At 61.1% G+C, this 26,726-nt stretch carries 26 protein-coding genes and 1 tRNA gene; 8 read left to right on the forward strand and 19 right to left on the reverse strand.

Annotation, left to right across the window (positions count from 1 at the left end):
• Window positions 1-157 precede the first annotated feature (157 nt).
• Complete coding sequence (locus BC363_RS22910; protein WP_065787179.1) at window positions 158-391, reverse strand: hypothetical protein; 234 nt, start codon at window positions 389-391, stop codon at window positions 158-160.
• A 356-nt stretch (window positions 392-747) separates the two neighbouring features.
• Between BC363_RS22910 and BC363_RS22915 the strand changes: the two genes are divergently transcribed.
• Window positions 748-824: transfer RNA gene (locus BC363_RS22915), tRNA-Pro, on the forward strand.
• Between the two features lie 579 nt (window positions 825-1,403).
• Here BC363_RS22915 and BC363_RS22920 read toward each other — a convergent pair.
• From BC363_RS22920 to BC363_RS22940, 5 genes are read right to left on the reverse strand one after another with little or no spacing between them, the layout of a single operon-like run.
• Window positions 1,404-2,594, reverse strand: a complete 1,191-nt coding sequence (locus BC363_RS22920; RefSeq protein WP_139109989.1) for a glycosyltransferase — start codon at window positions 2,592-2,594, stop codon at window positions 1,404-1,406.
• Window positions 2,591-3,835: an O-antigen ligase family protein gene (locus BC363_RS22925; protein WP_065787177.1), complete on the reverse strand. Its 1,245-nt coding sequence runs from the start codon at window positions 3,833-3,835 to the stop codon at window positions 2,591-2,593. The genes BC363_RS22920 and BC363_RS22925 overlap by 4 nt, the downstream gene beginning before the upstream one ends.
• Window positions 3,832-5,394 carry an undecaprenyl-phosphate glucose phosphotransferase gene (locus BC363_RS22930; RefSeq protein ID WP_065787176.1) on the reverse strand — a complete coding sequence of 521 codons (1,563 nt, stop codon included), beginning with the start codon at window positions 5,392-5,394 and terminating at the stop codon, window positions 3,832-3,834. The genes BC363_RS22925 and BC363_RS22930 overlap by 4 nt, the downstream gene beginning before the upstream one ends.
• A gap of 58 nt (window positions 5,395-5,452) precedes the next feature.
• Window positions 5,453-6,625, reverse strand: coding sequence for a glycosyltransferase family 4 protein (locus BC363_RS22935; RefSeq protein WP_065787175.1), 1,173 nt, complete (start codon window positions 6,623-6,625; stop codon window positions 5,453-5,455).
• 5 nt (window positions 6,626-6,630) lie between these two features.
• Window positions 6,631-7,206: a polysaccharide biosynthesis/export family protein gene (locus BC363_RS22940; RefSeq protein ID WP_065787174.1), complete on the reverse strand. Its 576-nt coding sequence runs from the start codon at window positions 7,204-7,206 to the stop codon at window positions 6,631-6,633.
• A 207-nt stretch (window positions 7,207-7,413) separates the two neighbouring features.
• On the opposite strand from BC363_RS22940, the gene BC363_RS22945 reads away from it, so the two are divergent.
• Window positions 7,414-9,594 (forward strand): exopolysaccharide transport family protein, encoded by a 2,181-nt coding sequence (locus BC363_RS22945; protein WP_065787173.1) that lies wholly within the window; start codon window positions 7,414-7,416, stop codon window positions 9,592-9,594.
• A gap of 53 nt (window positions 9,595-9,647) precedes the next feature.
• Here BC363_RS22945 and BC363_RS22950 read toward each other — a convergent pair whose 3' ends face one another.
• From BC363_RS22950 to BC363_RS22960, 3 genes are all read right to left on the reverse strand, one after another.
• Window positions 9,648-10,787, reverse strand: coding sequence for a GNAT family N-acetyltransferase (locus tag BC363_RS22950; RefSeq protein ID WP_244519935.1), 1,140 nt, complete (start codon window positions 10,785-10,787; stop codon window positions 9,648-9,650).
• Between the two features lie 246 nt (window positions 10,788-11,033).
• On the reverse strand, window positions 11,034-11,777 hold the full coding sequence (locus tag BC363_RS22955; RefSeq protein ID WP_065787172.1) for a metallophosphoesterase family protein: 744 nt from the start codon (window positions 11,775-11,777) through the stop codon (window positions 11,034-11,036).
• 17 nt (window positions 11,778-11,794) lie between these two features.
• Window positions 11,795-12,007, reverse strand: a complete 213-nt coding sequence (locus tag BC363_RS22960; protein ID WP_065787336.1) for a DUF2842 domain-containing protein — start codon at window positions 12,005-12,007, stop codon at window positions 11,795-11,797.
• Window positions 12,008-12,185: 178 nt separating this feature from the next.
• Between BC363_RS22960 and BC363_RS22965 the strand changes: the two genes are divergently transcribed.
• Complete coding sequence (locus BC363_RS22965) at window positions 12,186-13,289, forward strand: COX15/CtaA family protein (RefSeq protein ID WP_065787171.1); 1,104 nt, start codon at window positions 12,186-12,188, stop codon at window positions 13,287-13,289.
• Between the two features lie 77 nt (window positions 13,290-13,366).
• On the opposite strand, the gene argC is transcribed toward BC363_RS22965, so the two are convergent.
• The 3 genes from argC to BC363_RS22980 all read right to left on the reverse strand — a co-directional run bounded on the left by argC (window position 13,367) and on the right by BC363_RS22980 (window position 16,657).
• Complete coding sequence (argC, locus tag BC363_RS22970; RefSeq protein ID WP_065787170.1) at window positions 13,367-14,299, reverse strand: N-acetyl-gamma-glutamyl-phosphate reductase; 933 nt, start codon at window positions 14,297-14,299, stop codon at window positions 13,367-13,369.
• A gap of 524 nt (window positions 14,300-14,823) precedes the next feature.
• Window positions 14,824-15,786 (reverse strand): agmatinase, encoded by a 963-nt coding sequence (speB, locus tag BC363_RS22975; RefSeq protein ID WP_065787169.1) that lies wholly within the window; start codon window positions 15,784-15,786, stop codon window positions 14,824-14,826.
• Window positions 15,787-15,865: 79 nt separating this feature from the next.
• On the reverse strand, window positions 15,866-16,657 hold the full coding sequence (locus tag BC363_RS22980; RefSeq protein WP_065787168.1) for a phenylalanine 4-monooxygenase: 792 nt from the start codon (window positions 16,655-16,657) through the stop codon (window positions 15,866-15,868).
• Window positions 16,658-16,769: 112 nt separating this feature from the next.
• Between BC363_RS22980 and BC363_RS22985 the strand changes: the two genes are divergently transcribed.
• On the forward strand, window positions 16,770-17,243 hold the full coding sequence (locus BC363_RS22985) for an Lrp/AsnC family transcriptional regulator (RefSeq protein ID WP_065787167.1): 474 nt from the start codon (window positions 16,770-16,772) through the stop codon (window positions 17,241-17,243).
• Between the two features lie 55 nt (window positions 17,244-17,298).
• Here BC363_RS22985 and rpsI read toward each other — a convergent pair whose 3' ends face one another.
• The 3 genes from rpsI to BC363_RS23000 all read right to left on the reverse strand — a co-directional run bounded on the left by rpsI (window position 17,299) and on the right by BC363_RS23000 (window position 18,887).
• Window positions 17,299-17,766: a 30S ribosomal protein S9 gene (gene rpsI / locus BC363_RS22990; protein ID WP_065787166.1), complete on the reverse strand. Its 468-nt coding sequence runs from the start codon at window positions 17,764-17,766 to the stop codon at window positions 17,299-17,301.
• Window positions 17,766-18,230: a 50S ribosomal protein L13 gene (rplM, locus tag BC363_RS22995; RefSeq protein ID WP_025426557.1), complete on the reverse strand. Its 465-nt coding sequence runs from the start codon at window positions 18,228-18,230 to the stop codon at window positions 17,766-17,768. Before rplM ends, rpsI begins: the two co-directional genes overlap by 1 nt.
• A gap of 225 nt (window positions 18,231-18,455) precedes the next feature.
• A complete protein-coding gene (locus BC363_RS23000; RefSeq protein ID WP_065787165.1) occupies window positions 18,456-18,887 on the reverse strand; it encodes a PaaI family thioesterase in 432 nt (143 codons plus the stop codon).
• A gap of 171 nt (window positions 18,888-19,058) precedes the next feature.
• Here BC363_RS23000 and BC363_RS23005 point away from each other — a divergent pair, with 171 nt between their 5' ends.
• The gene (locus BC363_RS23005; RefSeq protein WP_065787164.1) at window positions 19,059-19,880 is read left to right on the forward strand and encodes an enoyl-CoA hydratase; all 822 of its coding nucleotides are present in this window, start codon (window positions 19,059-19,061) and stop codon (window positions 19,878-19,880) included.
• A gap of 3 nt (window positions 19,881-19,883) precedes the next feature.
• Here BC363_RS23005 and BC363_RS23010 read toward each other — a convergent pair whose 3' ends face one another.
• Window positions 19,884-20,720 carry an EamA family transporter gene (locus BC363_RS23010; RefSeq protein ID WP_065787335.1) on the reverse strand — a complete coding sequence of 279 codons (837 nt, stop codon included), beginning with the start codon at window positions 20,718-20,720 and terminating at the stop codon, window positions 19,884-19,886.
• A 188-nt stretch (window positions 20,721-20,908) separates the two neighbouring features.
• Here BC363_RS23010 and BC363_RS23015 point away from each other — a divergent pair, with 188 nt between their 5' ends.
• Window positions 20,909-21,337: a CoA-binding protein gene (locus BC363_RS23015; RefSeq protein ID WP_065787163.1), complete on the forward strand. Its 429-nt coding sequence runs from the start codon at window positions 20,909-20,911 to the stop codon at window positions 21,335-21,337.
• 215 nt (window positions 21,338-21,552) lie between these two features.
• Window positions 21,553-22,836: an O-acetylhomoserine aminocarboxypropyltransferase gene (locus tag BC363_RS23020; protein WP_065787162.1), complete on the forward strand. Its 1,284-nt coding sequence runs from the start codon at window positions 21,553-21,555 to the stop codon at window positions 22,834-22,836.
• Between the two features lie 211 nt (window positions 22,837-23,047).
• Here the strand turns inward: BC363_RS23020 and BC363_RS23025 are convergent, their stop codons facing one another.
• From BC363_RS23025 to BC363_RS23035, 3 genes are read right to left on the reverse strand one after another with little or no spacing between them, the layout of a single operon-like run.
• Window positions 23,048-23,905, reverse strand: a complete 858-nt coding sequence (locus BC363_RS23025; RefSeq protein ID WP_244519934.1) for a universal stress protein — start codon at window positions 23,903-23,905, stop codon at window positions 23,048-23,050.
• A 29-nt stretch (window positions 23,906-23,934) separates the two neighbouring features.
• Complete coding sequence (locus BC363_RS23030; RefSeq protein WP_065787161.1) at window positions 23,935-24,327, reverse strand: hypothetical protein; 393 nt, start codon at window positions 24,325-24,327, stop codon at window positions 23,935-23,937.
• Between the two features lie 47 nt (window positions 24,328-24,374).
• Window positions 24,375-24,596 (reverse strand): hypothetical protein, encoded by a 222-nt coding sequence (locus tag BC363_RS23035; RefSeq protein WP_065787333.1) that lies wholly within the window; start codon window positions 24,594-24,596, stop codon window positions 24,375-24,377.
• A 177-nt stretch (window positions 24,597-24,773) separates the two neighbouring features.
• On the opposite strand from BC363_RS23035, the gene BC363_RS23040 reads away from it, so the two are divergent.
• Window positions 24,774-26,531 (forward strand): hypothetical protein, encoded by a 1,758-nt coding sequence (locus BC363_RS23040; protein WP_065787160.1) that lies wholly within the window; start codon window positions 24,774-24,776, stop codon window positions 26,529-26,531.
• Window positions 26,532-26,726: the final 195 nt, after the last annotated feature.

A 26,726-nucleotide genomic window follows, 5' to 3' on the forward strand; every position in this document is an offset into this window, starting at 1 on the left:
CATAATTTTATCCTTAAATCGGATCCAATTTAAGGAATTATGCAGTAGCCTTCGCCTGAAAACGACGGTGAGCTACTGGCATAGGGAGCGGCGGGTTAGCTGCGCCAGTCCCTGGTGTCCGCAGAAGATCGGCGGCCATGACAAGCCGCTTTACATGTCAAGCGGCGTTTAGATCGGCAATCTCGCCAAACTGAACGAGCAGGCGAGGGCTGCTCATGTCTCCGCTCTCCTCGTCGACCTGAACCGCATAGGCGGCGACGCCGATATGCCTGGGTGCCATGGCCGCTGCAACCTTCTCTGCGCCGGCCGCGGTCGAGGCCGCGCGCATCTCGCCGGGCGCCAATCCACCGCGAACGCGCTTGAAAGGCATAATGATAAACTTCTCTGACATGATGTGAGCTCCGATTTGTTCTACAAATGTTCTGATGGTGGCGAGAAGTCAACGCCTTAATTCTGCGGTAGGCGCCCGTTGGCCTTTTGCGGTGCGCCCAACGGGCTCCTCGCCTAAGGCGGCGCGCTCGGCGAAGGGAAGCGCAAGGACGCTCGGCGCTGACCGCTGTCCGACGTCGACGGCTGTGTTCAGGTGGAGGGCGAGCTCCAGTTCGGCGAACTCGAAACGTCCCGAAGAGGTTCGTGGGATTCGTCGTTACACTTCGTGCTTATCCACGCCGTTTAATTCTTTTTCGTGCCGAGGTCGAAATTCCTGCTTGCGCTCTAAGCGTTGGTTATATAGGGGTTTCTTCGGTCCGGAGCGTAGCGCAGCCCGGTAGCGCACTTGACTGGGGGTCAAGGGGTCGTGGGTTCGAATCCCGCCGCTCCGACCATTTTTCCCTTTGAGCGCAATGATTTAGGTTTCTAAGTCGTTGCACCCCCAAGCGTTGAACCGGAAAAAAGACACTCAAAGTGCGCAGCTAGTCCCGAAGAGCCTAGGTCATTTGCTCGTCCTTTTTGCCTTCCGCTTCTTCGAAAGCGATTCGAGAACCCCAGCAACATCCCCATCATCGACGGGCGCATAGCGTGGCGTGGCCTTGGTATCGGCTTGGCACAGCGGAGGATGCATTCCTCCAAGCGCCTGTCGTTCGTGCGCACAAAGTTGAAGGCGGACTGATGGTCTGCACCGGTTGCTAGGTAGAGCGAGGGCTATCGATTTGCCCGGGATCGAAAGTTCTGGGGTGGAACGGGTCTTGGGCTTGTCGCGCTTCTGGCGTCTCGATCTGTCGGGGGCCAAAGTGGAAGCGCAAAGCGACGAGTTTCCCGTTTTCATGGCGCAATACTCGGCCGATGTCCCGATCATGGATGTTGAAGGTGCCGAGGACGAACTGCTCCGCGTTGCGGATTTCGGCTCTTCACGGGACGATCTGGCCGAACTGCAGCCGGCTCGGTGCTTGTCCGTTGACGTCCGTCTAGACCATTGCCGCGATGCGTCGTCGCTCAGCCAGCTTCCAATAGAGCATTTCGGTGTGATCCAGCATCACATCGAGCGTGAAACGGTCCTTGCGGCTATTGGCTGCTGCCGTGAGTTTCCTCAAGGTGGCGGGGGCTGCGGCCGCGGCCATTGTCTTTGCGAGCTGGGAGATGTCGTCTGTATTCGGCACGATGAAACCGTTGTGACCATCTTCGATCACGGTTCGAGCGCCACCGATATCGCTGGCGATGATTGGCTTGCCCGCTGCTGCTCCTTCCAGCATGACGTAGGACATTGCCTCGTAACGGCTCGGCATGACGAGCACATCGAAGGCAGGGGCAGCTTGCGGGCCGGTGAATGCGGATGTCAGGTGCATCCGGTTCTGCAGGCCGCTTTCGGACATGGCTTGGCGTAGAGAGCCCTCCAATTCGCCGGCGCCGACCATGACGAGGTGGCTGTTCTTCACCGATCCGGCGATGTGCCTGAAGGCGGCGACGAGCCGCTCAGGCGCCTTCTGGGCCGTCAGTCGGCCGATGAACCCGAAGACGAATGCGTCCGGCGCAATACCGAAGCTGGCACGGATGGTCGTTGCCATATCGGGCGAGGGCGGGGCAACGCCATTGACAATGACCGACATCCGCTCTTCCGGCATGTGCAACGACAGGGCGTGGGAACGCTCGTCGTCCGACACGCAGATGAGGTGGTCGGTATAGAACCAAGCGAGGCCCCATTCGATCGCGCCATAGATCAGCCGCCCGCCGCGTCCGAGCGTCGGGTCCAGCGTGCGGAACGCGTGCGGCGTGTAGATGCGCGGCGCATGGCGACCGGGCAGGCGCAGGCGCGTCAGTGCCCCGGCCTTGGAGCTGTGGCCGTGAACGATGTCGAACGGACCATGATCGCTCATGATCCGACGCAGCGCCAGGAAGGCTGCGATGTCGGCGGGACCCGGGGCACGCTTCATATCGACGGCATGGACAGCGGGGAGACCGACGGCCTTCAGTTCGCGAACGAAACTTTCCTCGGCGCGTACCGGAGAGTAGACCGCCTCGACATGATGTCCGCGCAGATGCATGCCGCGGCAGAGATCGATGAAATGCCGACCCGATCCGCCGCCGCTCGGCTCGAGGACTTCGAGCAAGCGCAGTGGCGTGGGCGCGGGGCGCTGCGGCAAGGGATATTCCATGTTCATTGCCGCCATCCGGCCCGCGCGGTTCGACGATGGCGGTACTCGAGGGCGGCACATCCCCAGATGATGCCGAGAAGCATGTAGAAGTGGCGCCAGTGATCGGTATCGATGACGTTGCCGACGCCCACATGACCGATCAGCGCGACCCAGGCGATCATCAGATAAACCTGCCAGGGGCGCTCAAGCAGCAGGAAGCGGAAACCGAGCGACAGCGTCCAGATGATGAGCGCTGCATAGCTGATGAAACCGAGCCAGCCATAGGACGTCAGCGACTTCAGCCAGACATTATGTTCGTCTTCGGGAAAGATCGTGCTGAAGACCATCGGACCGATACCGAGCGGTTTCTCCATCGACATCAGGAACCCAATGCGGTGACGGTCGAAACGGCCGAGATGGCCGCCGTCATAGTCCTGCACGAACTGTGAGCGGCTGGAGAAAAGCGTGGCGACCTGCTCCGATTGCAGCGCGGCCAAGAGGGCGCCGACGACAAACACGCCGCCGACCAACGCCATGACGAGGATGCGCAGACGGAAGAGGCCGTTGCGTTCCTTGAGCAGCATCACGAAGACGAAGGCAACGACGCAGAAAAGGTTGAGAGCCCAAGCCGCACGCGAGAACGACAGGAAGACGCCGAGCGCCAGCACCAGAAGCGCCGCTATCTTCGGCGGCGCCTTGTGGATCGGTTGCGTCAATAGTCCGTGGATCAGATAGAGCGCAGGGACCGACAGGAACGGGCCGAAGACGTTCGGATCCTGGAAGGCGCCCTTGGCGCGGTCATAGAGCGTGAAGTTTTCAGCGCCCGGTATCGCGCCGAAATAGCCAAAAATGCCGAGAAGCGCGGTCAGCACGGCAGCGGTGACCCAGGCATTGAAGATCAGCCTCAGCCGTTGGTGACGGTCCTCGATGATGGCGGCGTAAAAAACCGCCGACAGCGCCAGAAAGCCGGAGACCGCCATGTACATCGGCCCTTTGGTCAGATCGACCATCGTCATCAGCGATAGGATGCCGCCGACGATGAAAAGGGTCAGCAGAGTAAGCAACGGCGCGATGTAGCGCGAGATCTTCAAGCCGAAGAGTGCCCAGAGACCGATGAGCGCCACCATGAACAGCTCATAGGGCGCCGGTTCGGCAATGACGAAACCCGACAGAAACACAGCAAGCGCGACCAGCCACGAACCGAAGAGAGAAAGCGCGGCGAGCTGGGGTCGAAAGACGATCGGCTGTGATGTGTCGACGGTGCTCAATAGGCATTTTCCGTGTTGAGCAGTCGAAACGGCGTCAGGAACAAGATCTTCAGGTCGAAGAGCAGCGACCAGTTTTCAATGTAGTGAAGGTCGAAGGCCGTGCGCAGACGGATCTTTTCGTCATTGTCGATCTCGCCGCGCCAGCCGTTGATCTGCGCCCAACCGGTGACGCCGGGCTTGACGCGGTGGCGGGCGAAATAGCCTTCGACGACGTCGGAATAGGTGCGGTTATGCGTCTGTGCCAGTACGGCATGCGGGCGCGGGCCGACAAGTGAAAGCTCGCCTTTGAGTACGTTGAAGATCTGTGGCAGTTCATCGATCGAGGATTTGCGGATGAAGCGCCCGACCGGGGTGACGCGAGGGTCGCCCTTCGTCACTGCGCTGCGTGCGCTCGGGTCGCTCATATGCGTATACATCGAGCGGAACTTGTAGACTTCGATGGTCTCGTTGTTGAAGCCGTGGCGCTTCTGCTTGAAGATGATCGGGCCCGGCGATGTGGCCTTGACCGCGATGGCGGTGCCCAGCATTACCGGCCACAACAACACCAGGGCGACGATGCTGAAGAAGATGTCGAAGCCGCGCTTGGCTACGGAATCCCAATCGGCGATGGGTTTGTCGAAGATATCGAGCATCGGCACTTCGCCGACATGGGAATAGCTGCGCGGCCGGAAGCGCAGGTTGTTTGCATGGGCGGCCAGACGGATATCGACCGGCAGCACCCACAGCTTCTTGAGTAGCTGCAGGATGCGCTTTTCAGCGGTCAGCGGCAGCGAGATGATCAACATGTCGATGCGCGCCAAGCGCGCGAATTCGACAAGCTCGTCGACGGTTCCGAGTTTCGGATAGCCGGCAATGACATTCGGAGACCGACGTTCGTCGCGATCGTCGAAGATACCGCAGATGCGAATGTCGTTGTCGGTCTGATGCTCGAGCGTGCGGATCAGGTCCTTGGCCGGCTGGCCGCCGCCGACGACGACGGCGCGGCGTTCCATCGTGCCGTTGCGGGCCCAATGGCGAATGGAATAGGCGATGAAGGCCCGTTCCGCGACGAGGAACACCGCCCCGGAAATGAACCAGCCGCCGAACCAGACACGCGAATACTGGTGACCGGACTTGAGAAAGAACAGCGCGATGGCAATACCGCCGAATGCGATCGCCCAGGAGGTCAGGATCCGTGGGGTGAAGCGCAGCCAGGCGCGCAGGGCGGGGACCTGGTAGGTGTCGGCGATCTGCATGGCGGCAACCGCGAGCGCAGAGCCGCCGATGAGGATCGCGAGGTAAAGCGGCAGCTGATCGAAACCCGGCTGCACATAGAGCGCATTGATGGCATAGCCGATGGCGAAAAGGGTACAGAATTCGAACAGGCGCATCAGGCCCATGATCATGGCGGGCGAATAGGTGTCGGCGCGGAATTGTTCGGCAATTTGTCGGGCGAGGGGGTTGAGCCCCGTCGACGCTTCGCCGCCGGCCTTTTCGTCCGGCGCACGGGTACGGATCTCCGAAATCTTCTTGCGAAGCGCTTCGGTGTCGAAGGCTTCCGACCGCTTAAACTCGTTCATGGCTTCCTTCCGGCACTGAAGTCCTCAGCCGGGATAGCAGAAAGCCACTAAGAAACGCTTACGTTGCAGCCTGCGGCCCCGCAGGAGCCGAGTGGTTTCGACACAAATCACGATAGAGCCGCAGCACCTCGGCCGTCATGACCGGGGCGGCAAATCGGGACTTGAATGTCTTCGGGTCCGGCATGACGCGGGTGGCCCAGTCCTTCTCGACGATTGCCGAGGCCATGATCGTGGCAAGTGACTGCGCGTCTGCCGGGTCGGCAAGGGCGGCGTTATGCTTGCCGAGGATTTCGGGTATGCCGCCGACCCGACTGGCGATCACCGGCTTTTGCGCCGCCAGGGCTTCGAGAACGATGTAGGGCATGGATTCCGCTCGGGACGGAATGACGATGTTTCGCGCCAGCGCAAAGGCCTCGCGAGCATTCATGGCCGGACGCATGGTGATCCGTCGTCCGAGGCCCTGCTCGAGCGTGAAGTCGCGGTATTCCTGCTGCTGCGGGCCATCGCCGACCATCAGCGCCGAAAGCGGCCGCCCGACGAGCCGTTCGGCGCGGGCAAAGGCGTCCACAAACAGATCGGGACCCTTCAGGTCCCGCATCATGCCGATATAGAGGAAGTCGACCGCATCCGGCCGCGCCTCCACGGCCTCGAACTCGCGATCGTCGATGCCGTTGTAGATCAGCTCGTAACGCTCGCGCGGCTCGCCGACCTTGGAAAAATAGGTCTGGCGTTCGAAATCGCAGACGAAGACGAGCGCGTCGGTCAGGCGCTCCTGAAACCGCTCCAAGGGAAAGACGACCCGCCCGACAACCGACTTCGGGCTGTAGTGGAGACTGCCACCGTGGGGGGAATAGAGGCGGGCTACGCAATACCTGTTGACCCGCAAGGCTGAACCGATGAGGCGGGCGATGGCGCCACCTTTGGCGCCGTGCCCATGCAACACATCCGGTCGCAAACTTCTGATTTCCTTGTAACCGCGCCACAGCGCGGCAACATCCCTTGGGCCGATCGAGCGATGGATCGGCATGCGCACGAGACCCAATGCCAGATAGGGCCGGATTTCGTCAAAGAGCGAATCCTCATAGGATCCGCCGGTTGTACTGTCGCAGAGAATGCCGACCTGGTGGCCAGCCGCCGCGTGCGCTTCCGCCAGATCGCGCACATGGCGGAAAATGCCGCCGACCGGCGATCTGAAGCAATGAATGATGCGCAAGGGACGCTGCGGCTGCATCGAGATCAGAACAGCCGTTCGCGAATGTAAATCGTATCTCCAGCCAGTACGGCGTCGGTGATCGGCACGCGACCGGTGATGATCCGGCCGTTGATTTTGCGCGTGACGTCGGCGCTGGCCTGATTGGCGCGCGGCGAGAATCCGCCAGCAACCGCGATCGCGTTCTGAATTGTCATTCCCGGTACATAGGCATATTGCCCTGCCTGGCCGACTTCGCCCATGATGAAGACCGAGCGATAGCGGTCGACTTCGATAGTGACGTCCGGATCGCGCAGATAGCCCTGTTTCAATTTTGCGGCGATCATGCCCTCGAGTTCGGGCAGCGTGTGGCCGCGCGAGGCGACGGTGCCGATCAGCGGGAAGGCAACGTAGCCTGCCTGGTCGACCGTATAGGTGCCGCTCAGGCCGGCCTGCTCGAACACGTTGATGCGCAGCCGGTCACCGCTATCCAGCCGGTAGGGCTGGATCGTTGCTTCACTGAAGGCCTTGGGTGCCGGCTGATAGCTTGTGCAGCCGCCGAGCAAAATCGACAGTGCTGCCACCGTAATAGCGAGACCCGTCTTCATACCTGCGGTTGACATGCTGCTCTTAGGCTCCGGAAACGACCACCTCTTTCGTCGTTATCGATCCGTTAGGGTTAATAGCTGGTAAACTCGCGGTAGAATTTTCAACGGGGTGCCTGCAGCGCAGGAAGGGGCGAAGTCGCGCAGAGGTTGAGTTGACATTAACCCTTGCGTTACCATGTTCATTTACCCTCCAGCGAGATTTTAGGGTTCGGAGCCAGAAGCATGTCGGGAAACGGCAGCGGACAACAGGATGTGGATATCGATCTCGGCGGGCTGTTCCGCGCCGTGTGGGATCGACGCGTCAAGGTATTGCTCGCCACTGCGTCCGTTGCAGCGCTTGCTTTCGGCGCCGCGAAGATGATCGCGCCGGATTATCAGAGCGAGACGCGCGTTCTCATCGAATCGCGGGAACCTGAATTCAGCAGCTCCAACCAGAATGCGCCGACCGGGTCCGACCGGGTTTTCGACGAATCCGGCATCCTGAGCCAGGTTCAGGTGCTGCGCTCGGCCGACCTGATCAAGCAGGTCGCGCGCAACATGAAGCTATATGAACTGAAGGAGTTCGATCCTTCGGCGGATCCTTCGGCGGTTTCCGATCTGATGGTCATGCTGGGCCTGAAGAAGAACCCGTTGGAGATGCCGCCCGAAGAGCGCGTGCTGAAGGAGTTCACTTCGAAGCTGCAGGTCTATCAGGTCGAGAAGTCGCGCGTGATCGCGATCGCCTTTACCTCGAAGGATCGGCAGCTGGCGGCGGCGATCCCGAACGAAATGGCAAAGGTTTTCCTTTCGCTGCAAAGCGGCGCGAAGCTCGACACCAATTCCGAGGCGAGCCGTTGGCTGGAGCCGGAGATCGCCAATCTGCGCGAGAAGGTGAGGGATGCCGAAGCCAAGGTGGCGGCCTACCGTTCGTCATCCGATTTGCTGCCGACTGGCGAGACCACGAACTTCGCAACGCGGCAACTCACCGATATATCGAGCGAGCTGGCGCGCGTGCGTGGCGAGCGGGCCAATGCGGAGGCACGCGCCGAGGGCGTGCGCGCGGCGCTGGCCAGCGGCCGCGAGGCAGACACCATCGCCGACGTCGTCGGTTCGCCGATGATTCAGCGCCTCAAGGAGACGGAGGCAAATCTGCAAGGGCAGGTGGCAGACCTTTCGACCACGCTGCTTGACGGCCACCCGCGGCTGAAGGCCCTGAAATCGCAGCTCGAAGGCATCAGGGCGCAGATCCGCTCCGAAACCCGCAAGATCCTCAGCAGCCTCGAAAACGAGGCAAAAGTCGGCGAATTGCGCGAGCAGCAGCTGACACAGCAACTCAATGCGCTCAAGGCCAAATCGGCCCAGGCGGGCGAAGAAGAGGTGGGCCTGCGCGCGCTCGAGCGTGAAGCGACCGCCCAACGGCAACTGCTCGAGACCTATCTGGCGCGCTACCGCGAAGCGACGTCGCGCACGGTCGAGAATGCAACCCCCGCCGATGCCCGTGTCATTTCCAGCGCGGTCGTCCCGACGGGCGCCAGCTTCCCCAAAGTGATGCCGATTACCATCGTCGCGGCACTTGCGACCTTCCTTCTGACCTGCATCATCATCATGCTCGGGGAGTTGTTCAGCGGTCGCGCGTTGAGGCCGGTGTCAGTTGGTGCCGAGCGGCCGCCGGTCCGTTCGCGGTCGGCAATCGCCGCCGTTGCGGCTGTGGATGTTCCCGACGAAAAGCTCGAGATATCGCCCGCATTGAACGACGCCATCGACCTGCCGCCGCTGGCAGCAGCCGAAGCGGACGATGTTCGCGACGACCCGAGCGGCGAGGCGCCCGAACCGGATTTCTCGATCGAGGCGGTTGCCGATCACCTGCGCCAAAGTGGTGTGCGGATCGCAATCTCGGTTTCACCCGGTGGCGACGAGGGATCGACCGCGACGGTCATGCTGGCGCGCCTGATCGCCGAGGAGGGTCGCAAGGTCGTGCTGATCGACCTGACGGGCTCTGCCTGCCCGACCCGCCTGATGGCGCGCTCGGCGCAACTGCCCGGTATTACCAACCTGCTGGCAGGCGAGGTGGCATTCACCGAAACCATTCACGCCGATCGTTTTTCCGATGCGCATGTCATTCCGCAGGGGGATGCCGATCCGAGGCTCGCGATGCGCGGCATCGAGCGGCTGCAGATGATCATTGACGCCTTGACCAATGCCTATGATCTGGTGCTGGTCGAATGCGGACCGGCAGACGAGGGAGCTGTCGGCAAGATCGCCCGTCGCGACGGCACGGAGATCATCCTGTCGGCACCGGCAGTCAGCGACGAAAGAATCGTTGAGGTCCTGACCGGCTTCGGTGAGGCCGGCTACCGCGATATCGTGCTGATGACTGGCCGCGGTGAACCCGGCCCGGATTATCCCGACCGTCACGCGGCATGAGCGGAGGCAATACCGTCAGCATGCCGCGCGAAGCGCTGCCTGCGCGAGGGTACTTATTCGACGTCTCTGTCGCCGGTCTTTCTACCGGCGTTTTTCTTGCGACTGCGTGCACGCTGAAAGAAGGCGTAGGCGGCCTTGTTCGCCTTGATCACCACTTTCGCCCGCACCAGTGCCCGGTGATAGGCAGCCGCGAACCGGCCGCGCACCGTTAGCGGCACGACAATGTCTCTCAGCGGTGTCTCGATCGTGCACCACGAGCGCTTGTAGGGCTGGTCGCCGACACCGAAGTCAAACAGCGCCGCACCTTCGCCACAGAGCCTCTCGATCATCCTGTAGAACAAGAGCTCGCCGGGACTGGCATCGCCTGCCAGCTCCTCGTCGATAGACCCGAACTGGCAGATGACATGGTCGGCCTTTCGCGAAAGACCGGCGACAGCGACGACCCGTCCGCCATGTTCACCTTTCAGACGGATGGCATTGAGTTCGAGCAACGGATTTCCAGCCTCGCCGCAACGACCGGCGAGCGCGTGAAAGAACGCCCGCGTCGGCGCCTCATGGAAAACGTCGGGAAGACCAAGAGCTGCAAAACGGATTGCCTTCTGTCGCAAGAAGACGTCGAGCAATGCCTGCGCTTCCGCGGGGCTTTGCGCAGTGGCGTAGTCGTAGCCCCCGAGAGCCTCAAGCCTCCGCTCGGAGATACGCATCTTCTTGCGCCGCCGCTTTGCATTGACCTGCGCCAGCGTGCGTTCGAAGCTCGCGAACAGGGGCAGTTGAAACGAGGCATTCTGGTTCTTGATGCCGGGCAGACCCGTCAACGGGCTTGCGGTTCCGTGCCAGTGATGCGGGGTCTTTTCGAGCGTGACGAGATCGACCCTGTGGCCCGGACTGTGATTGAGCTCGCGCGCCAGCAGGTCAGAAACATCGGTATGGGGAAGGGGCCGCGCATCCGCTGCAAACAGTCCGGTATTGAGATTGCTGTGGGGCGCACCGATAAACCGGGCCGTGTTGAACAGGCGGCCAGGCACGAATTCGAGGGGCAGGATGAACTGCAATTCGCCATCAAGGGTGCCGCGAACGATCAGCAACTCGCTGCCATGGGTCTGCGCCCATGCCGCGCACCAGTCGTAGCCATTGTGCAACGAGTTGAAAGGCAGCGCTTCCAGCGATCGCCATTCCTGCTCCAGCGGCGCCATCGTGTCATGGATGGAGATCTCGAACCGGCTCGCGGCAGCATCGGACCGGGACGCAGCTTGTGCGTCTCGATGGCCCGATCGGCCGATGGTCAGATCTGTATTCATCATCGGCAAGGCCGTCCGGATGCTGGTTGCGGCTGCCATTGAACGGCAACTCCGCTACAATCCGCTTAATTCGTGAAATACGACGGCGGCCTCCGGGCAACAACCGGCGAATGCAGTTAGCAAAGCGTGAAGCTCGCACAGCTACGCGCTGAGAAAACCTGTTGCAAGAGCTTCTGCCCACTGCACGCGGTTTCGCTCCGCAGCCAGCCTCGACATCGCCTTATGGTCGTAGGGGATCGTGCGGAACGTGACGCTCCAGCCCTTGCCGGCACATTCGACGATGGCGTAGCGCGCATCCGGCGAACCGACTTCCACCTTGTGCGCGACCGGGCGGTCGTCGTCATAGCCAGGGCAACCGACGCTGCCGGGATTGACCACGAGCCGGCCGTCCGCCAGGCGGATCGCTCGGGGAATGTGCGCGTGTCCGCAGAGAATGACCGGTTGTTCGATGCCTGTCGCGAAGGCCTCGATGGCGCTGCGCGCTGCCAGATGGACCACGCCGTCGGCGGTCAACGCTTCGAGCCAGTAGGTTTCGTCGCTTGCAGGTGTGCCGTGGCAAAGAAAGAGCGCATCACGATAGACGAGGGTGGTCGGTAGTGTCGCGAGCCAATCGAGATGTCGGGGTTGCAATTCCCCATGGGCCGCGCGGTCGGACAGTCCCATGTCGGCCGGATCGATCGTCAGCAGGTATCGGTCATGATTGCCTGATATCGACGGGATGTTGCGCGCCATCAGGATATCGGCGGTGCGCGCAGCATTGAGCGGACCGCTGACATGGTCGCCGAGATTGACAATGTCGGTGATCCCCAGCGCGTCGATATCGGCAAGCACCGCCTCTAGCGCAAGGTCGTTGCCATGGATATCGGAAATGATCGCAACCTTCATCGGCGTCCCCTTTGAGTTCAGCGGTCCTTCGCCGGCTTTTCCATCCACTTGATGATCAGCATGGCCGGCAGCACCCAGAGCAGGCCGGTAAGGAAGAAGTACATCAGATGCACCCACCAGGGCGCGGCGCCCAGCAGCAACGATGCGAAGGTAACGGCGGCAAGCGCATAAACGATGACAAGGATGATGATCAGGATCGTGCCGATCAGCTTTCTGAGACGTACGGGCATTTCATTTCTTTCAAATGGCGCCAGGTCCTGACCCTGGATCCGGCCGCGACGGCATGCCGCAAAGGGTTCGGCCTTGTTTTGCATGCCGCTCTGGTGCAAATCAACGGCTTTCCGGCAGGCGCGGCGATGAACCGCTCGATCCCCCTGCCGCCAACCCCGCGATACCAGAGGGAAAGCTATGGCAGGCGTCGAATTGGCGACAGAACAGATGCTCCGAAGCGAGATCGACAGGACCGATCGCAACCGCCGGCAGATCCGCGGCTGGCTCGTCGTCGTTCTCTTCACGCTTTTCGCGCTGGTGCTTGTCGGTGGTGCGACGCGCCTGACGGAATCCGGCCTGTCGATCACCGAGTGGAAGCCGATCCACGGCGTCATCCCACCTCTCACGGCCGAGGAATGGGAAGAAGAGTTTCAGCTCTATCAGCGCATCCCGCAATACCAGCAGATCAACAAGGGCATGACGGTCGGTGAGTTCAAGACGATCTTCTGGTGGGAATGGGCCCACCGGCTGCTGGCCCGCACCATCGGCGTGATCTTCGCGGTGCCGCTCGCCTTGTTCTGGCTGACGGGTCGGGTCGAACGCCGGCTTCGCTGGCCGCTTCTCGGCATTCTGGCGCTCGGGGGATTCCAGGGCTTTATCGGCTGGTGGATGGTTTCCTCCGGTCTGGCGGAGCGGACCGATGTCAGTCAATACAGGCTGGCGACCCACCTCGTCATCGCTTGCCTGATCTTTGCAGCCTGCATGTGGATCCAGCGCGGCCTTTGTCTGCATTCCGACGATGCGGCGCCGACGGATCGCTCGCGCAGGATGGCGGCCATCATCGCCATCATGAGCCTGTTCCAGATTTATCTCGGCGCGCTGGTTGCCGGGCTCGATGCGGGTTTCAGCTACAATACCTGGCCGCTGATGGATGGCGCATGGATCCCGTCCGATCTTTTCCTGCAGCACCCCTGGTGGATCAATGTCTTCGAGAACCCGAAGACCGTGCAGTTCATCCACCGGATCGGTGCCTACGTGCTCTTCGCGCTGGCGCTGATGCACGTGATCGCCTCGGTCAGGGCGGCGCCGGAATCCACGCATGCGCGCCGCTCGGTGTTGCTGTTTGCGCTCGTCAGCATTCAGGCGGTCATTGGTATCACCACGCTCTTGCTGCAGGTGCCGGTCGGCTGGGGCGTCCTGCATCAGGGTGGCGCGCTGGTGGTACTCGGCTTCGCAATCGCGCATTGGCGCGGCTTCGTCGGCGAGTATCCAAAGCCGACCGCAATCGAGTTGCGCAGCTAAATTCGGCAAGAGGATAAACAAGAAAGACCCCGGCGAGCATCTCTCCAGGGTCTTTTCTTTCGGGTGGCTGCTATCGATCAGGCCGACAGCATCAAATCCATGTTCTGGACGGCGGCGCCCGAGGCACCCTTGCCAAGATTGTCGAGCAGGGCGACGAGGTTCACATGAGTTCCGCCTGGCGTGCCGAACACGAACAGTCTCATCGTATCTTCACCGGCGAGTTCCGTGGCATCGATGCGGCCGAGCTTTTCGCTGGCGGCAAGCGGGACCACTTCGACGATCGACTGGCCGGCATAATGTTCGACGAGCGCCGCATGAATGCTCTCGACCGTCGCGCCGGAGGCGAGATCGTCGAGATAGAGCGGTACCTGGACGATCATGCCCTGCGGGAACTTGCCGACCGAAGGCGCAAACACGGGCGCGCGGTCGAGAAGGCCGTGCATCTTCATTTCGGGCACATGCTTGTGCTTGAGTGTCAGCCCGTAGAGGAAATGCGGCGCACTGATGTGATCCGGGTTTGCCTCGTCCTCCATCTGCGCGATCATCTGCTTGCCGCCACCGGTGTAGCCGGAAACGGCGTTGACCGTGACCGGGTATCCATCGGGCAGGATGCCGGCCTGACGCAGTGGACGGATGACGCCGATCGCGCCCGTCGGATAGCAGCCGGGATTGGCGACATGGCGGGCATCGCGGATCTTGGCGGGTTGTGCCTTGTCCATTTCCGCAAAACCGTAGGCCCAGTCCGGAGCGATCCGGTGCGCGGTCGAGGTGTCGATGATGCGCACCCGGTTGTTGCCGGCGACCATGGAGACAGCTTCGCGCGATGCGTCGTCCGGCAGGCAGAGGATTGCGATGTCGGCATTGTTCAGAAGGTCTTCGCGCATCGCGGCGTTGCGTCGCTCGGCTTCCGGTATCGACAGGAGTTCGAGATCGGTTCGGCCGGCCATGCGGGTGCGGATCTGCAGCCCGGTGGTGCCGTGTTCGCCATCGATGAAGATCTTCGGTTTCATGATTTTCCCGTTCTTCCAGAAGGTTACGAGTCATTCCGGAATCAATCTGGCACAGATTTGATTCAGTTTCTCAACGCCCCGTTCGCGCGTGCAGTGCCCGCCCGGTGGCGCGGTCGTGTTCATATATAAGCAGCGGCCGCAGCCCGCAACCGGGCAGCCCGCGCCAGCAACGTTTCGGCGACACCGCGGCGCGCTTGGCACGCTAAACCATGACTTGCGATTTACAACCCAGAGGTTGCCTTGTTGCCGGCAATTCCGCATCAGAGGCTCTGCCACAAAACTGTCATATGGGAGCAGAGGGTGAAGAACGTGATCGAGAAGGCTGGGCGCGTGCTCAGGCATCCGCTGCCTATCTCGCTGGCGTTCCTGGCGTTGCTTCAGGCCTTGCACTATTTCGATACGTGCTGGCGGTTCGTGCCCTTTCTCGTCGCCGTGACGCTTGCGATCGCCGCACTGCTGTTCCTGCTTTCGCGGTTGCAGCCAAGGACGCGAGTCTGCTCAATCTCGATTGACGGAGCAAGTGATCAGCGGAGCGTCGAACGCTCCGCCAGCTTTTCGGCATGCAGCCCCAGCATGTACATGGCGACAGTCGCGCCGGCGATGGCGGTGACGTCGGCGTGGTCATAGGCAGGCGCGACTTCGACGACATCGCTGCCGACGACCGTCAGGGCTCCAAGCTTGCGCAGGACGGAAAGTATCTTGGCGCTGGAGGGGCCGCCGGCAACGGGAGTGCCGGTGCCGGGTGCATAGGCCGGATCGAGGCAATCGATGTCGAAGGTCAGGTAGGCCTTGCGCTCCCCGACCTGCTGGATGATGGCGTCTGCAATGTCCGTGACGCTCATTTCCTCGACATCGTAGCCATAGAGAATGCGGATGCCGCAGTCCTCCGGCGCATGGGTGCGGATGCCGATCTGGATCGATCGGTCGGTGTCGATCAGGCCAGCGCGCGCCGCACGGCCGACAAAGGAGCCATGGTCGATGCGGCCGCGTTCATCGGGCCAGGTGTCCTGATGCGCGTCGAACTGGACGAGGGCGAGGGCGCCGTGGATCGCGGCGTGCGCCTTGAGGATCGGATAGGTGACGAAATGATCGCCGCCAAGCGTCTGCAGATAGGCGCCGCTCTTCAGGATCTTTGCCGCTTCGCGCTCGATCGTCGCCGGCGTTTTCGAGTGGTTGCCGTAGTCGAGCAGGCAGTCGCCGTAGTCGATCGTTGCCATTTCGGCAAAGAGGTCGCGCTCGAACGGGTATTGCGGATCGTTGTCGAAGATCGCCGACGCGCGGCGGATCGCCTGCGGTCCGAAGCGGGCGCCGGGGCGATTGGACGTTGCGGCATCAAAGGGGATGCCCCAGACAACGGCATCGACGTCCTTCAGCTGCTTGGAGTATTTGCGCCGCATGAAGGAAAGGATACCGGCATGCGTCGGGTCCGATGCCGCCGATGTGAGTGAGCGCGCCGTCAGCGCGTGATCGATCGTCCTGTTCGCCATATCCCGTCTCCCGTGTATAGCGGAACGTTGGACAATCGTCGCCGGCAAGGCAAGTCCCTGCCGGCGAATTCCAATGCTGTCAGGACGCCTTGGCTTCGAAGGTCGGCGCGAAGTCGCCGAGCGCCTTGGCCTCGGTAATGCGCGCGCCGATGTCTTCTTCGATGATGGCCTCGAGCTGCGCGAAGCTGTCGATGACGTAGTAGATCGGCTGGACGATATCGATGCGATAGGGCGTGCGCAGCACCGTCATCAGGTCGAAGGGGCGAAACTCGCTGGCCGACGGTTCCATCGCCGTGCGGGTCTCGTTCGGCGACGACACGATGCCGGCACCGTAGCAGCGCCGCCCTTGCGGCGTATTGATCAGCCCGAACTCGACGGTGAACCAGAAGATCCGGAACATATGCCAGGAATAGCCCTTGCCAAGCGCGACGGCCTTTTCGCCGAAGCGGCGGACGAAGTTGGCGTAGCTCTGGTTGGTCAGGAGCGGGCAGTGGCCGAAAACCTCGTGGAAGATGTCGGGCTCTTCGATATAGTCGATATGTTCACGCCGGCGCATGAAGGTTGCGAGCGGAAACTTGCCCTCAGACAGAAGTTCGTAGAACCGTGACGGCGGGATCAGTGCCGGTACGCCTTCGACACCGAAGCCGGTGGTTTCCTGCAGGCGGCGGTTGACGTCCTGCAACTGCGGCACGCGGTTAGGGCCAAGGCCGAGTTTGCGCGCACCCTCCAGATACTCGTCGCAGGCCTTGTCCGCGAGCAGTTTCATCTGCCGCTGGTAAAGCTCACCCCAGATCGCGTCCTCCTCGGGCGTGTAGTGATAGCTGCCATCCGGCTCGGGCAGTTTCGCGGTGTAGCTGCTTTCCATGGGCATGACGTCTCCTCATTCGTCAAAACATCCAGTTGTTGCAATTGTATCGCGAATGGAGCGAGTATTTGTTTCACAGTTGCCGGTGGAAGGCTCTGTTGCGGGAGGAAATTTCGGAATGTCGTCGGATTTGAAGGAAACTTCCCAGCCATTGCGCAAGCTGCTGCGGTTGATCCAGGCCGATAGCGGTCAGTCGTTGTCGGAGCTCGCGGAAAGGGCGGGCATGTCGCAAAGCTCGGCCTGGCGCCGCCTGCAGGAGTTGGAGGCCGACGGCGTGATCCGCAAGCGGGTGGCGCTGCTCGATCCGTCGAAGCTGGATCTGAAGCTGTGCATCATCGCCCATGTGACGCTGGAGGATCATCACGACGAGGCGATCGCGGCCTTCTCGGCGGTCGTCCGTGACCGACCGGAGATCATGGAGTGCTATGCGCTGTCGGGAACCTTCGACTACATGCTGAAGATCCGGGCGAATGACGTCGACAGCTATGATGCCTTCATGACGCGTTATCTCATGCGCAATCCGCATGTGCGCACGGTGGTTTCGAGCTTCGTGCTGCGCGAGTTGAAATCGACGACGGAGCTGCCGATCTGACACAAAAAAAAGGCCGGGCGAACCCGGCCTTCCAAAATGCAGTGTCTGCCAGCGATTAACGCTTGGAGAACTGGAACGAACGACGGGCCTTGGCCTTGCCGTACTTCTTACGTTCAACGACACGGCTGTCGCGGGTCAGGAAGCCGCCCTTCTTCAGGACCGAGCGCAGGCCCGGTTCGAAGTAGGTGAGCGCCTTGGAAATGCCGTGACGAACGGCACCGGCCTGGCCGGAGAGACCGCCACCAGCGACCGTCGCGTCGATGTCGAACTGGCCATCACGGGCAGCTGCGACGATCGGCTGCTGCAGGATCATCTGCAGAACCGGACGAGCGAAGTAGTCGAGGTACGGCTTGCCGTTGACGGTGATCTTGCCCGAGCCGGGCTTGACCCATACGCGGGCGACAGCGTTCTTACGCTTGCCGGTCGCGTAGGAGCGGCCCTGTGCATCGACCTTCTTGACGTGAACCGGAGCTGCCGGTTCCGCAGTCGTGGCGATTTCCTTGAGAGCGGAAAGGTCGGCCATTAGGCGCTCCTTGTGTTCTTGCTGTTCAGCTTGGCGACGTCGAGGACGGCCGGCTGCTGTGCTTCATGCGGATGGTTCGTGCCTGCGTAAACGCGCAGGTTCTTCATCTGGCGACGGCCGAGCGGGCCGCGGGGAACCATGCGCTCGACGGCCTTCTCGATGACGCGCTCCGGGAAGCGGCCTTCGATGATCTGGCGCGCGGTGCGCTCCTTGATGCCGCCGGGGTAGCCGGTGTGCCAGTAGTACTTCTTGTCGGTGTACTTCTTGCCCGTGAGCACAGCCTTCTCGGCGTTGATCACGATGACGTTGTCGCCATCGTCAACATGCGGCGTGAAGGTGGCTTTGTGCTTGCCGCGCAGGCGGTTCGCGATGATGGAAGCGAGGCGACCAACAACGAGGCCTTCGGCATCGATGATGATCCACTTCTTCTCCACCTCTGCAGGCTTCTGAACGAAGGTTGCCATAACAAAACTCTTTCTTTGGACCCGAACGGCGAACCGTTGGGCGTTTCTTGTTGCTTGGTTTTGGCTGAAATTCAGCCAAAAGAAGAAAGCGGCCCGAGAGGGACCGCGATCTGAGGGTGCTTATACGCAAGCGCTAAACCGGCGTCAACAACGTGAATTTCATCGATGTGAAATAAAACAATGCAAAAACAATATGTTACTTACGTGGTATTTTGATACCACAACTCAGCGCGGCGGAATCGAATAGGTCGCCGTCGCATGCGCCACGAGATCGTCGCTGCCGACCATGGCAACCGAGGCGTCGAGAACGGCCAATCGCTTGCCGAGCTTGAGGATGCGGCAGGTGCATTCGAGCGGCTGCGGCTCCGGCTTGCGCAGGAAATTGATGTTGAGATTGGTGGTGACGGCGAGCGCCACCGGGCCGATATGGGCGATCAGTGCGATATAGGCCGAAACATCTGCAAGCGCGAAAAGCGTCGGGCCCGATACGGTGCCGCCCGGCCGGATATGACGCTCGTTTGGGTCGAGCCGCATCGTCGCAAATCCAGGGCCGGTGGCTGTGACGTGGAACACCTTGCCGTCCGTGTGGACCTGGGGGAAGTCCGTGTCGAGAAACCGGTTCAGTTCCTCGACCGTCATGATGGGTTGGATTTTCATCGGCCGGTTTTCCTTTGCGCGAGCTTTGGCACTTAGTGAAGTCGACATGTGCTTTGCGCAAGGCGGAAAAAGGTCTTAGTCGCTGCGCCCACCGCCGACTTGAAAGGTCGCAAGAGGCGGCGTACCACGGATGCCCATTTACTGGGATAGACAAGACAGCAGGAGAAAAGCATGGCGGACGTTGTTTCATTTCGGAAGGAGGAGCCGAGTGGATTGCTTGTGCGCGAGCTTTCGGGGCCGGTGCTCCGGCTGACGCTCAACAATCCGCCGGCCAACGTGCTGTCGATCGAGCTGATGGAGGCATTGCACACTGCGCTCGACGCCGTTGCCCATTCGAGGGATATCAGGGTTGTGGTGCTGGCGGCATCCGGCAAGCTGTTTTCTGCGGGCCATGACCTCAAGGAAATGACGGCGCATCGGGCCGATGCCGATGGGGGCAGGGCGTTCTTCGAAACGACGATCCGCCTTGCTGCGGACCTGATGATGAAAATCACGCGACTGCCGCAGGCGGTCATCGCCGAGATCGACGGTCTTGCGACGGCGGCCGGTTGCCAGCTTGTCGCCAGCTGCGATCTGGCGATCTGCACCGACAGCTCTACGTTCTGCACGCCGGGCGTTAATATCGGCCTGTTCTGCGCGACGCCGATGGTGGCGCTGTCGCGCGCAGCACACCGCAAGCAGGCGATGGAAATGCTTTTGACCGGCGAGACCATCGATGCATCGACCGCCAAGGATTTCGGCCTGGTCAATCGCATCGTACCGCAGCAATATCTTCGCCAGGTCGTCGACAAATATGCGGCCGTCATCGCTTCGAAATCGCCGCAAGCGCTAAAGATCGGCAAGGAAGCCTTCTATCGCCAGGCGGAAATGAGCCTTCCCGAGGCTTACGATTATGCGGTCGGCGTGATGGTCGAAAACATGCTGGCGGGCGACGCCGAAAACGGCATCGGCGCGTTCCTCGACAAGCGCATGCCGGAGTGGACAGAGGAATAGCGGTCAGGCCAGTTTCAGGAGAAGGGCGCCGAGCGCGATCACGCAAGCGGCGGCAATGCGCCAGACGCTGACGCGCTCTTTCAGAAACACCACGGAGATGACGACGGCGAACAGGATCGAGGTCTCGCGCAGCGCTGCAACACTCGCGACCGGCGCCTTCGTCATCGCCCATAGTGCCAGGCCATAGGCGCCAATCGAGCCGGCGCCACCGATGAGACCGCGCCACCAGTGCTTGTAGACGTGGCGGGCGACCGGCTTGATGCCCCGCCGGGCAAAGGCCCAGGTAAACAGCAACACCGGCGGAAGCAGCGCCATCCACAGGGTGTAGGAGATGGCATTGCCCGAAACGCGGGCGCCGATGCCGTCGACAAAGGTATAGCATGCGATCACACAGGCGTTGAGCAGCGCAAGGATGATCGCGTGTTTGCCGCCTTTGCGCGATTCGAATGCGAGCGTCAGTACACCGACGCTGATCGTCAGCACGCCCGCCATTGCACCGGTTGTCAGCTGTTCGCCGATGATGACGCTGCTGGTGGATGCGACGATCAGTGGAGCGACGCCGCGCATCAGGGGATAGACGAGGCCGATATCGCCGGCACGGTAGGAGGCCGCGACCAACTGGAAATAGGCGAACTGGAAAAGTGCCGAAACCAGAATGAACGGCCAGGCTTCCGGCTGCGGCAATGGCAGGAACGGCAGGAAGGGTATGGCAACGGCGGCCGCGCCGAGCGCAATCATTGCCGCATCGAGCGATTTCTCCGAACCCGCCTTGACCAGGGCATTCCAGGTCGCGTGCAACAGCGCCCCGAAAAGGACGAGCGCAATGACATCAAGGGGCAAGATGAAACCTCGGTGGACGATGGGGCGGGCCGTTGCCAGCGTTGTCGCGCCACTGTGCGGGAAATGCAACCGGAAACTGGCCGGATGATGCCCCATGCAGGGTCGCTGCCGAGATCGGGCGTTCGATTGACACACGCGGCCGCCGCGCAAATTATACGCGTGTTTAACAGATGAGTTCGGATCAGACCATGAACCACGACGCCTACCCGGATTATTATCTTGCGGACATCCTGCGTTCGACAAAGACGATCGCCCTCGTCGGCGCATCGCCGAACGCAGAGCGGCCAAGCCATCGGGTCATGGCCTTCCTTCTGCGCAAGGGCTACCGCGTCATCCCCATCAATCCGGGTCATGTCGGCAAGACGATCCTCGATCAGCCTGTCGTGGGCCGGCTCGCCGACATCAAGGAGCCGATCGACATGGTCGACGTCTTTCGCGCGGCCGCTGCGCTGCCGGCGCTCGTCGACGAGATCCTGACACTCGAGGCCTTGCCGAAAGTGATCTGGGGTCAGCTTTCGGTAAGGCATGACGCGGCCGCCGCCAAGGCGGAGGCAGCCGGCATCAAGGTCGTCATGGATCGCTGTCCGGCGATGGAATATCCACGCCTGATCGGTTGAGACAGTATCAGGGCGAGCGATGTTCCGCTCAACCGTCAGTTTTGAAAAAATCTTTCTTTGACCATGCGTGGCGGCTCTGGAATAGTGCCGCCGCTCCAGCGCATGAGGCCGAAATCGAAGCTGACCTTCGACGCGCAAGATGCCTGGAATCAAAGCGATAGGGTGCCCTTGGCGCCTCCACGGGAGGTGCGGCGCTCTGGTCATGGGAGGGATGAATGACGAAAGACAATCCTGGTTTCAGCACGCTCGCAATCCACGCCGGAGCGCAACCAGATCCGACGACGGGCGCCCGGGCGACGCCGATCTACCAGACGACCAGCTTCGTCTTCAACGATACCGACCATGCGGCAGCACTCTTCGGCCTGCAGCAGTTCGGTAATATCTACACCCGCATCATGAACCCGACACAGGCGGTGCTGGAAGAGCGCCTCGCAGCACTGGAAGGCGGCACGGCTGCACTTGCGGTTGCTTCCGGGCATGCGGCCCAGCTTCTCGTCTTCCACACGATCATGAGCCCGGGCGACAACTTCGTCGCCGCCAACCGGCTTTACGGCGGTTCGGTCAACCAGTTCGGCCATGCCTTCAAGTCCTTCGATTGGCAGGTTCGCTGGGCGGATCCGGGCGATCCTTCGAGCTTTGAGGCCAAGATCGACGCGCGCACCAAGGCGATCTTCATCGAAAGCCTGGCCAACCCGGGCGGCACGTTCGTTGATATCGCCGCAATTGCCGAGGTCGCACGCAAGCATGGTCTGCCGCTGATCGTCGACAACACGATGGCGACACCCTACCTGCTGCGTCCGCTGGAGCACGGTGCCGATATCGTCGTGCATTCGCTCACCAAATTCATCGGCGGCCACGGCAATTCGATGGGCGGCGTTATTGTCGACGGCGGTACCTTCGACTGGTCGAAGTCAGGCAAGTATCCGATGCTGTCTGAGCCGCGTCCGGAATATGCCGGTGTCGTGCTGCATCAGGTGTTCGGCAATTTCGCCTTTGTGATTGCTGCTCGCGTCCTGGGTCTTCGCGATTTCGGACCGGCGATTTCGCCCTTCAACGCCTTCATGATACTGACCGGCGTCGAGACGCTGCCGCTGCGCATGCAGCGCCATTGCGACAATGCGCTTGCCGTCGCCAAGTGGCTGAAGGGCCACGACAAGGTGTCCTGGGTCAACTATGCCGGACTTGAGGACGATCCGAACAATGGGCTGCAAAAGCGCTATGCCCCGAAGGGTGCCGGCGCCGTCTTCACCTTCGGTCTCAAGGACGGTTACGAGGCAGGAAAGCGTTTCGTCGAAGGGCTCGAGATGTTCTCCCACCTCGCCAATATCGGCGACACCCGTTCGCTCGTCATCCATCCTGCCTCGACCACCCATCGCCAGTTGACGCCGGAGCAACAGGTTGCTGCGGGAGCGGGCCCCGACGTCGTGCGTCTGTCGGTCGGCATCGAGGACGTTTCCGACATCATCGCCGATCTCGAGCAGTCGCTCGCAAAGATCTGATGCGTTTCATAAAGGCCGCCGCCGGACGTCTGCGAACGATTGGCCCGGAGGCGATCGACCTTGCATAAATGTCCTGCGGTCATGACAGGAGCCAGGCGAGGTCGCGCCTGGCTCCTGCGTCAGGTTGCACCGCGGCCACATTGACCGCATTCGAAGCATGGCGACCCTTCTCCAAGACAGCGAAGATGATATCGCCCGGTCGAAGACGATTTCAGTGGGCAATGAGCAGGGGAATTGTGACATTTGCAAGCAGGGCGCGCGTCACCCCACCAAAGATCGCCTGTCTGGAACGGGAATGGCTGTACGCGCCGACGACGAGCAAATCGCTGTTATTTCGCTTCGCGGCCATCTGAAGCACCTCGGCAGTTGAATGTCCTGCCGATCGTGCGTGTTCCACGGTAACCTTTGCGCCATGCCTGCTGAGATACAGCGCGACGTCAGCGCCAGGCTCTTCACCGTGACGCGGGTTGTTTTCGGAATCCACCACGACGACAGAAACCGATTGTGCCGTGGCCAACAGTGGAAGCGAATCCGTTATCGCCCGGCGTGCCTCGCGACTGGCGTTCCAGCCAAGAAGTATGCGCTCCGCGATCGAATCTGGATTCCATGTATCGGGGACGATGAGCAACGGCACTCCTGTCGCCAGGAGCATATCTTCCGGTGACCAGTTGCCAGGCAGGCCTCCGGGTCCCGGGAAGCCTACGATGATGAGATCGGCGTGCAACGAATGCAGCTTTGCGTGCTCGTTCGCGTCGCTCTCTCGAATAATTCGGAAGTCGAAGTTTATGTCCTCGCGCCTGGTTACCGCCTTGAAACACTCCAGCGCTGCCTCAGACGCAATCGCCTCCTCGGCCTTATGCTGATTGATCAGTTGTCGGATGGCATCTTGCCCCCGGACATAACATCCCGCCCGGTCCCCCCGCCATCCAGCCGGTGCGACATATACGCCGATCAGATGAGCGCCGTGTCGAAGGCACAAGTTTACCGCGTAACGCGTGCGCGCTTCGCCTGATGGCGAAAAGTCAACGAACACGAGAATCGTTTTAAGCGACATATTCAGCCCTTTCATGTGGTCTCGCAGCGGCAGCGCCACCAGGGCTAGCGGTGTCGAAGGCTGGCGATCAAGTATCGTGTGCCTGGTTGACAATTGCCCGGTAGAAAATGTTCGCCACATGCTGAGCGGTTCTTGCCTTGATCCACAATGGTTTCGTGGCTGCATTCGAAACGGCGTGAAAGCGGGCGGCTCACGCGTCTGGCTTCATATATGGCGCAGGCGCATTTTTCCCGCCGATTCAGAGCAATTTCCAAAATCCCCGAGGGCGGAGCCGACGTCTCGTCGAAGATCATCAGCAGGTAGGCCTCGAATGCACGGCGATGCTTGCGCCCTTCGATTTCCTGACGCAGAGCGGGGTGAAGCTCAAGCTTGTTGATGGGCAGCGGCAGCGTCCAGTATGGACCCGCATCGGCGAAAATGCCGTTCCTGCCGATCATTTGCGGTCCTCACCTTCATCTCGGCTGGTCCGTTTGACAGCTTCCGGCTATTTCAAGCTTTGCGCGATCTCCAACGCCAAGCTTTCGATCATGCCTTCAAACTCGGCCCGACGCTCGTCACGCAGGTGGGCCGGGAAGCTGTCCACGGAAGCCAAGGCGCTTTCAGCGGCAGCGAGGTCTGCACAGATTCCTCTGAAATTCTCGTCTCTAAGTACCCGTCTTCTGATTTCCAGCGACTGCATCGGAAAGCGGCGTGTTGCCGCCACCATGCCCTGCCTCTCCTCTGTTTCGCGGAAATTCTTGTCCATCTCGGTCCTCCGGCCGAAGCGGCGACACGATATATGCGTGCAATCTTATATTGTGTTATCTTGCGATGGGGCACGTAATTTACGGGAGCATACGTGACCGCTGGCGTTTGCGCGCCCATCGGGACATAGGGGGAGGACATGACTCTTGCCATAAGAGCGAGTGCCGTTGACGAACCGACAACGCTCCCAAGCGAACACGAGATACGCGCGCAACTCGACCGGATCCGGTCCAGTCCCGAGTTCGACACGCCTGAACGTGCGCGCAAGTTTCTAGGCTATGTCATAGAGGAAGCGATCGCGGGCAGGTCCGGGCGAATAAAGGCATACACGATCGCGACGGAAGTCTTCGGCAGAGAAACGTCCTTCGACGCCCAAGCCGATCCGGCCGTGCGCATTGAGGCCGGGCGGGTGCGCCGCGCCCTCGAACGCTACTACCTGGTCGCTGGGCGTGAGGATCCGATCATCATAGCGATGCCGAAAGGCGGATATGTTCCTACATTTACGCGCCGTATGCCGGCCGAGGCGAATGGCCATAACGCGATTGATGACGCGCAACGACCGCTGCGGCCTGGCTGGCGCTGGCTGGCGCTCGGCATCGCCGCATCGGCGTTGGTCGTCTTCATCGTAACCATGTTGCCCCAACTGACCGAGTTGCCTGCGGGACACGGAAATGCGCCTACAAAGCAGAACGAAGCCCAGCCGGATATTCCGCGAATATTGGTAGAGCCCTTTGAGGACCTGTCGAATGGTCAGCTCTCGTCCACAATCGCCCGTGGGCTGACGGAAGAGGTGATCAGCCAAATCGTCAAATTCAAAGAGATAGCGGTGGTGGCGGGGCGTGCCTCCGACCTGCCAACTGCAAAGGCGTTTGGCTCCAAACCGCCGCTCTATGCGTTGCAAGGAACTGTCCGCGTCGACAGCACCAAATTGAGACTGAGCGTCCGCCTGGTCCAAAGATCGGATCAGTCCATCATATGGGCGAGCAACTACGACGAGGTGCTTGATGTTCGCAACCTCCTCACAGTTGAGGCGGAAGTGGCGAGAGCGGTTGCGACGGCGTTGGCTCAACCTTACGGGATCATTTTTCGGACCGATGCCACAAACCTAACGCAATCAGCGCCCCAGGATTGGGAGGCATACGCATGCACGCTTGCCTACTATGGCTATCGGGCTGACCTCGATCCCCAAACGCACGCCTCGGTACAGACTTGCCTGCAGAAAGCAGTCGCGAGATTCCCGAACTACGCCACCGCGTGGGCGCTCCTTTCCCTGACCTATATCGATGAGCTTCGCTTTCGTTATCGTTTCGACGAAGCGTCGCCGGTCTCTCTGGACCGTGCCGTCGAGACCGCAGCGCGTGCTGTTGAACTGGATCCGCAGAATGTTCGGGCGCTCCAGGCGGAAATGCTCGGGTTCTTCTTTCGTGGGGAAATCGATACGGCGTTGAAGGTTGGCGCCCGCGCCATGGCGATCAACCCGAACGATACCGAACTCGCGGGTGAGTATGGGTTCCGACTTGCCTTGTCGGGTCATTGGCCGGAAGGCTGCAAGCTGGTGAGCGGCGCTGTCGAGCGGAACCCCGGACCGCTTGGCTACTTCGAAACGGCCCTGGCGATCTGTTCCTACATCTCGGGCGATTATCGGACGGCGGAACGGTGGGCCCGGCTGGCCGATATGCAGACGAATCCGATCTACCATCTGATACTGCTCGCGATCCTCGGCCGCTCCGGGCAGGCCGAGGAGGCTGCGCAGGAGTTGCAATGGCTTCGCACCAATGCGCCCGAACTCGTACGCAACATCCGTCGTGAAGTTGCGATGCGCGTTTCCCGCCCGATCGACCAGGCGAAATTTATAGACGGCATACGCCAGGCAGGGCTGGCAGTACCCGAAGAGTAGGTCTGCGAAAGTTGCGATAAGGATGCGGCCAGGAGCACCCGATACTACACGATGCTACAAGCCCTTTTATTGTTTGAGCGATATATTTGACCGGTTGGCGAAACTCCTCGGTCTTGGCGAAGGTTCGACACGACGCTTCCCAAAGTGTTGCCGACTTCATCGACCGGAGAGACCTCCTTGGCCAGGAACGTGCAC

The organism is Ensifer sp. LC384 (assembly GCF_001695865.1).
Taxonomy (GTDB): domain Bacteria; phylum Pseudomonadota; class Alphaproteobacteria; order Rhizobiales; family Rhizobiaceae; genus Ensifer.

What these genes read in the sequence shown, in the direction of transcription:
- rpsI (WP_065787166.1), bottom strand. Translation starts at nt 17,766, where the DNA reads ATGGCCGACCTTTCCGCTCTCAAGGAAATCGCCACGACTGCGGAACCG.
- BC363_RS22955 (WP_065787172.1), bottom strand. Translation starts at nt 11,777, where the DNA reads ATGAAGGTTGCGATCATTTCCGATATCCATGGCAACGACCTTGCGCTA.
- BC363_RS22930 (WP_065787176.1), bottom strand. Translation starts at nt 5,394, where the DNA reads ATGAACGAGTTTAAGCGGTCGGAAGCCTTCGACACCGAAGCGCTTCGC.
- BC363_RS22920 (WP_139109989.1), bottom strand. Translation starts at nt 2,594, where the DNA reads ATGAACATGGAATATCCCTTGCCGCAGCGCCCCGCGCCCACGCCACTG.
- BC363_RS23040 (WP_065787160.1), top strand. Translation starts at nt 24,774, where the DNA reads ATGACTCTTGCCATAAGAGCGAGTGCCGTTGACGAACCGACAACGCTC.
- BC363_RS22935 (WP_065787175.1), bottom strand. Translation starts at nt 6,625, where the DNA reads ATGCAGCCGCAGCGTCCCTTGCGCATCATTCATTGCTTCAGATCGCCG.
- BC363_RS23005 (WP_065787164.1), top strand. Translation starts at nt 19,059, where the DNA reads ATGGCGGACGTTGTTTCATTTCGGAAGGAGGAGCCGAGTGGATTGCTT.
- BC363_RS22950 (WP_244519935.1), bottom strand. Translation starts at nt 10,787, where the DNA reads ATGGCGCCGCTGGAGCAGGAATGGCGATCGCTGGAAGCGCTGCCTTTC.
- speB (WP_065787169.1), bottom strand. Translation starts at nt 15,786, where the DNA reads ATGGCGAACAGGACGATCGATCACGCGCTGACGGCGCGCTCACTCACA.
- argC (WP_065787170.1), bottom strand. Translation starts at nt 14,299, where the DNA reads ATGAAACCGAAGATCTTCATCGATGGCGAACACGGCACCACCGGGCTG.
- BC363_RS23020 (WP_065787162.1), top strand. Translation starts at nt 21,553, where the DNA reads ATGACGAAAGACAATCCTGGTTTCAGCACGCTCGCAATCCACGCCGGA.
- BC363_RS23035 (WP_065787333.1), bottom strand. Translation starts at nt 24,596, where the DNA reads ATGGTGGCGGCAACACGCCGCTTTCCGATGCAGTCGCTGGAAATCAGA.
- BC363_RS23025 (WP_244519934.1), bottom strand. Translation starts at nt 23,905, where the DNA reads ATGAAAGGGCTGAATATGTCGCTTAAAACGATTCTCGTGTTCGTTGAC.
- BC363_RS23030 (WP_065787161.1), bottom strand. Translation starts at nt 24,327, where the DNA reads ATGATCGGCAGGAACGGCATTTTCGCCGATGCGGGTCCATACTGGACG.
- rplM (WP_025426557.1), bottom strand. Translation starts at nt 18,230, where the DNA reads ATGGCAACCTTCGTTCAGAAGCCTGCAGAGGTGGAGAAGAAGTGGATC.
- BC363_RS22945 (WP_065787173.1), top strand. Translation starts at nt 7,414, where the DNA reads ATGTCGGGAAACGGCAGCGGACAACAGGATGTGGATATCGATCTCGGC.
- BC363_RS22965 (WP_065787171.1), top strand. Translation starts at nt 12,186, where the DNA reads ATGGCAGGCGTCGAATTGGCGACAGAACAGATGCTCCGAAGCGAGATC.
- BC363_RS23015 (WP_065787163.1), top strand. Translation starts at nt 20,909, where the DNA reads ATGAACCACGACGCCTACCCGGATTATTATCTTGCGGACATCCTGCGT.
- BC363_RS22940 (WP_065787174.1), bottom strand. Translation starts at nt 7,206, where the DNA reads ATGTCAACCGCAGGTATGAAGACGGGTCTCGCTATTACGGTGGCAGCA.
- BC363_RS22910 (WP_065787179.1), bottom strand. Translation starts at nt 391, where the DNA reads ATGTCAGAGAAGTTTATCATTATGCCTTTCAAGCGCGTTCGCGGTGGA.
- BC363_RS22960 (WP_065787336.1), bottom strand. Translation starts at nt 12,007, where the DNA reads ATGCCCGTACGTCTCAGAAAGCTGATCGGCACGATCCTGATCATCATC.
- BC363_RS22980 (WP_065787168.1), bottom strand. Translation starts at nt 16,657, where the DNA reads ATGCCCATGGAAAGCAGCTACACCGCGAAACTGCCCGAGCCGGATGGC.
- BC363_RS22985 (WP_065787167.1), top strand. Translation starts at nt 16,770, where the DNA reads ATGTCGTCGGATTTGAAGGAAACTTCCCAGCCATTGCGCAAGCTGCTG.
- BC363_RS23000 (WP_065787165.1), bottom strand. Translation starts at nt 18,887, where the DNA reads ATGAAAATCCAACCCATCATGACGGTCGAGGAACTGAACCGGTTTCTC.